We start from the raw sequence: 5,019 nt of genomic DNA, 5'->3' as shown, positions 1-5,019 counted from the left end.
CCGGACCGCGGCCGGCAGGGCGTATCCGTCGCGGGACACGGTGACGGCGGGCAGGCGGCCGCCGGCGCCCGTGGGCAGCGCGGCGACGAGCTGGACCTCCGACGCGCCGATCTTCGCCACCGAGACGGGCAGCGGGCTGTCGGCGTACGCCGGCGTCCCGGTCAACAGCAGCGTCGCGAGCGCACCGGCGGCGCCCGCCAGCGCGGGCCGGGTCACCACGGTGGGCTCTCGAACAGGCCGGGCGGCACGGGCACACCGGCGTCGGCGAGGGTGTCCAGGAAGCGCGGCCGCAGGCCCGTCCACCGCAGCGTCCCCTGGTGCCGCCCGTGCTCGTCGAAGCCGGCGCGATGGTCGAAGACGAACAGGTCCTGCAGCGTCACGACCTCGCCCTCCATGCCGATCACCTCGGCGACCTGGGTGACCCGGCGGGCGCCGTCGCGCATCCGCTCCTGGTGGATGATCAGGTCGACGGCGGACGAGACCTGCTCGCGGATCGCCCGCACCGGCAGGTCGAGGCCGGCCATCATGGCCATCGTCTCGAGGCGGGCGATCGAGTCCCGCGGCGCGTTGGCGTGCACGGTCGTCAACGATCCGTTGTGGCCGGTGTTCATCGCCTGGAGCATGTCGAGCGCCGCGCCGTCGCGGACCTCGCCGACCACGATGCGGTCGGGCCGCATCCGCAGCGCGTTGCGGACCAGGTCGCGGATCGTGATCTCGCCACGGCCCTCGATGTTCGGCGGGCGGGCCTCCAGCCGCAGCACGTGCTCCTGGCGCAACTGCAGCTCGGCCGCGTCCTCGATGGTGACGATCCGCTCGTTGGCCGGGATGAACCCGGACAGCACGTTGAGCGTCGTCGTCTTGCCGGAGCCGGTGCCGCCACTGATCACGACGTCGAGGCGACCGCGTACGCACGCGTAGAGCAGCTGGGCCAGCTCCGGGCTCACCGTGCCGAACCCGATCAGGTCCTCGACCGTGAACGCCTCGCGGGCGAACTTGCGGATCGTCAGCATCGGGCCGTCGAGCGCGATCGGCGGCAGCACCACGTTGACCCGGCTGCCGTCGGGCAGCCGGGCGTCGACCATCGGGCTCGCCTCGTCGACCCGCCGGCCCACCCGCCAGACGATCCGGTCGATCACCCGCCGGAGGTGCTCCTCGTCGACGAACGCCGCGTCGACCTGGTGGATCTGGCCGAACCGCTCCACGTAGATCCGGTCCGGCCCGTTCACCATGATCTCGGTGATGTCCGGGTCGCGCAGCAGCGGCTCGACCGGGCCGTGCCCGAGGATCTCGTCGATCAGCTCGGCCGCCACCCGCGCCGGGTCGGCCACCGCGAGCGGCGAGTCGTCCCGCGCCAGCACGTCGTTGATGGTCTCCCGGACCTTCTGCTCCAGCGCCGCGTCGCCGGTGCGGCGGTCGTAGAGCTGCGGTCCGAGGATGGCCAACAGCTCACGGTGTACGCGTATCCGCAGCGCCGCCGCCGACCCGACGCCGGTGCGGGCGCCGTGCTGGCGCTGGGTGATCCGGTCGGTGAGCGTCATCGCCCACCGCCGGCCCTGGCGCGCTGCCACCGACCGCCGCGGCCGTTCGCCTGCTGGGCGATCGCGCCCGCGGCGAGGTCGCGGATCGCCTTGCTCACCGGGTGGCCGGGCTTCTCGACCACGATCGGTGTGCCCCGGTTGATGGAGATCGGCACGTCCCGGCTCGACGGGATGTGCGCGCTCGTGCGGCTCTGCAGGACGCGCTCGATGTCCGCGCCGGACAGGCCCACCTTCGCGTCGCTGCGGTTGAGCACGACCAGCCGGTTGTCCTTGCCGAGCCCGAGCAGATCGAGCATGTCCATCGCGATCCGCAGGTTCTTCAGCGCCGGCACGTCCGGGGTCGCGACGAGCACGGGCACGTCGGTGACGTCGAGCGCGGCCAGCACGCCCTCGGTGAAGTGGGCCGGCGTGTCGATGACGACGTAGTCGGCCATCGTGCGGACCGCGGCCAGCACCGCCACGACCAGGTCGCGGTCGATCCGCTCGGCCTCCGTCGGGCCGACCGGCGCGAGCAGCACGTCCACGCCCGGTGCGTACGACGTCAGCATCGCCCGCACCAGCCCGGCGTCGATCCGGTCCCGGGAGGCCACGACGTCGGCGATGCCCCGGTCCGGCGCGAGCTGCAGCATGATGCCGACGTCGCCGAACGCGAGGTCGAGGTCGACGAGGCAGACCCGCCGCCGCCCGCCGTCGGCCAGGCACACGGCGAGGTTGGTGGCCAACGTGGACTTGCCGCAGCCGCCCTTGGCGGAGAAGACGGTCACGATCCGCGCCTCGGCCGCGGCGGACGGCGCCGCGGTGCCGACGCTCAGTTGCCGGGACACCTCGAGCGAGCGGCTGCACGCCGACCGCACGGCCGTGGCGTCGTGCGCGTCGACCGCCTCCCGTACGCCGGCCCGCAGCGCCTGCCCCATCGTCTCCAGGTCGAGCCGCTCGCGGAGCAGGACCACGCCGAGGGCCGGCCGGTGCAGCCGTTGCTGCGCGGCGACCTCCAGCGCGACCGTGGCCGGCGTGGTGGGCCCGAAGACGACCAACGGCTCGCCCGGCAGGTCGCCCAGCAGCCGGCGCAGGTCCTCGACCCGGCCGACGGGGTGCACGCCGCCACCGAGCACTGTGGACAAATGTGCCGACCATTGCCGGTTCGGCTCGAAGAGGATCGTCATCCCGCCCTCCCGAAGAGCGATCCGTTGTCCACCCCGCGGTCGGGGTCGACGTCCGAGGCGTCGCCGAGCAGGCCGACGTTGAGCAACCCGCCGAGCGCGGTGGCGTGCGCGAGGATCTCGGCCTGCCGCTGGTCGAGGGCGAAGGTCATGGCGATGTCGGCGGACTCCGTCGTCGTGGCGGGCAGGGGCGCGTCGCCGTCCTCGCCGTCGGCGGCGCGGCCGACCGAGATGACCTCGATGTCGGTCAGCAGGACCCGGGTTCTGCTGTTGACGTCACGCGCCCGCTCGAGACCGCCGCCGGACACCTCGTCGGGCTTGCTCGCCGACTGTGGCGTGTACGTGTAGAAGATGGCGACCCGCGTGCCGGCGCGGACCGTGCCCGGGCCGAACACCGCCGACTTGACCTTCGCCGAGACCGCCAGCTTCCCGTCCGGGATGACCATGCCGGAGCGGCTGACCGCGGTGCCGAACATCGTCCGCAGCACGAGTTGCCCGCGCTGCACGACCGCGGTGGTGACGAGGTTGTCCAGTTCGGACTCGACGCTCGCCAGCGTGTCGTCGGGCAGGGTTTCCGTCGGCATCCGGGTCTGCCGCAGGTAGCCCCCGTCGCGCAGGGCACGGCCGTTGGTGCCGGCGGGTATCTGTTTCTCCGCGACCAGCACGGTGCGCGCCGCCTTGCCCGCGACGGCCCGGGAGTCGGCCGACCGCGCGTACAGCAGCACGGCGACCGCTCCGGCGGCCGCGATGACGACGGCGGCGAATACGGCGATGACGCGTCGGTTCATGTCCGGTCGTTTCCCTGTCGTTAGCCGATGAGTGTGGTGATCTGTGCGCCGAGGTCGGGTCCGCCCACCGCTCCCCCGCCGGGGACGACGGCCCGCGTGAAGTAGCCGAAGACGCAGGTGCTGGCGCCTTCGGGGCAGTCGCGGCCGAGCCGCGGCGACGGCTCGACCGAGTCCGGGAGGCGCCAGCCCGTGACGACGAAGGCGGCGACGCCGCGAACGGTGTACCCGCCGTCATCGCTCACCCGGGCGAAGACCGGGACGGCGATCGCCCGGTCCGGCGTGGCGACCAGCTCCTCGAGCAGGTCGAGACAGTCGTCGGGGCGCTCGCCGGGCCTGGTCACCTCGACCGCCCGGGTGGTCGAGACCGCGGCGCGGCAGTCGCGGGTGCCGGCCAGCCAGCGGAACCCGCCCTGGTTGCCGTCACCGAGGCCACGGCGGCCGCAGGCGGCCGGGTCGGTCTCGTCGTAGAGCGGGACGGGCTGCTCGACCGAGGGCAGGCGCCCGCCCCGGCCGGTCATCCGTTGCCAGTCGCAGGTGGAGATCGCGAGCCCGAACGTCCGCGCGGCCGCCGGTGGGCCCCACGCCACGCGGGCGCAGGCCGTGACCGCGGCGCCGTCGTAGTCGTCGAGGACCGCCTGGGCGAACACGGGCGGCAGCAGGTTGGACCCGTCGGCGCGCTGGATGCGGGTGTGTACCTCGGCGTAGGCACCGGTCTCCGGTGCGGGCCGGGCGCACTGGTCGGCGCTTCCGGTCGGGCACGCGGGCAGGTCGCCGCCCCGCCCGCAGACGGTCGCCGCGGCCTCCGCGTTGGTCTCGTTGTTCCGGGCGTACGCGGTGGCGGTGCGGTCGAGGTCCGGACCGCCGCACCGGGCGGCGTCCGTGGCGCACACCTGGGCGGCGCTGACCGCCGCGGCGTCGGCGCCGGTCTGGAGTTGCTTGCGCTCGGCGTAGATCAGGCCGATGTCGACCACGAGGGCGGACACGGCGAGCAGGACGCCGGTGCCGAACAGGACGACGGTGAGGGCACCGACCGCGCCCCGGTCGCCCTGCCGCTTCAGGAACACGGCATGACCCCGCGGCCGGTGACCGTGAGCCGCCCACCGCCGCCACCGCCCGCGCCCAGCATCGCCGCGACCGCGCCGAGCGGTGTCACGAACTCGAACGGGAAGGTGACGGTCACCCGGGCGCTCGCGTCGGTGCCGTCCGTGACGGCGCAGACCCGGAGGTCGCCGATCGCCGCCTCGTCGCCCGCCAGCTCGCGGACCCGGGCGCGCGGCTGGTCGCCGAACGACGCGATCCGCGCTCCCTGCTGGGCCGCCTCGGTCACGTTGAGCTGGGTGTTGAGCAACCGTCCGAAATCGATGATCGCGAAAATGAGCAACAACAGAATGGGAAAGACGAACGCGGCCTCGACGGCGGCCGCACCCCGATCGCCCTTTCCCCGACGGGCCGTGGGTCGGATCCTGTCCGCCTTCGACGCCCGGGTGCTGGTGCACGACCCCTACGCGGATCCGGCGATCGACCCGGTCGACC

The 5,019-nt window shown here is 73.8% G+C and carries 6 protein-coding genes; all 6 read right to left on the bottom strand.

What is annotated here, in order from left to right; translation table 11 throughout:
* The coding region (locus tag AB0H87_RS37910; RefSeq protein WP_360157352.1) for a hypothetical protein at positions 1–219 on the bottom strand (219 nt) is incomplete at its 3' end.
* Entirely contained in the window at positions 213–1,538 is a 1,326-nt protein-coding gene (locus tag AB0H87_RS37905) for a CpaF family protein (protein WP_360157349.1), read from the bottom strand. The genes AB0H87_RS37910 and AB0H87_RS37905, both read right to left, overlap by 7 nt.
* Entirely contained in the window at positions 1,535–2,701 is a 1,167-nt protein-coding gene (locus AB0H87_RS37900; RefSeq protein ID WP_360157346.1) for a P-loop NTPase, read from the bottom strand. The genes AB0H87_RS37905 and AB0H87_RS37900 overlap by 4 nt, the downstream gene beginning before the upstream one ends.
* Entirely contained in the window at positions 2,698–3,486 is a 789-nt protein-coding gene (locus AB0H87_RS37895; protein WP_360157343.1) for an RcpC/CpaB family pilus assembly protein, read from the bottom strand. Before AB0H87_RS37895 ends, AB0H87_RS37900 begins: the two co-directional genes overlap by 4 nt.
* A gap of 20 nt (positions 3,487–3,506) precedes the next feature.
* Entirely contained in the window at positions 3,507–4,550 is a 1,044-nt protein-coding gene (locus AB0H87_RS37890; RefSeq protein ID WP_360157340.1) for a pilus assembly protein TadG-related protein, read from the bottom strand.
* On the bottom strand, positions 4,541–4,948 hold the full coding sequence (locus tag AB0H87_RS37885; RefSeq protein WP_360157355.1) for a TadE/TadG family type IV pilus assembly protein: 408 nt from the start codon (positions 4,946–4,948) through the stop codon (positions 4,541–4,543). Before AB0H87_RS37885 ends, AB0H87_RS37890 begins: the two co-directional genes overlap by 10 nt.
* Between the last annotated feature and the right edge of the window lie 71 nt (positions 4,949–5,019).

The sequence above is a fragment of the Asanoa sp. NPDC050611 genome (assembly GCF_040654855.1).
Taxonomy (GTDB): domain Bacteria; phylum Actinomycetota; class Actinomycetes; order Mycobacteriales; family Micromonosporaceae; genus Asanoa.
This window is presented reverse-complemented; position numbering and strand designations above follow the sequence as displayed.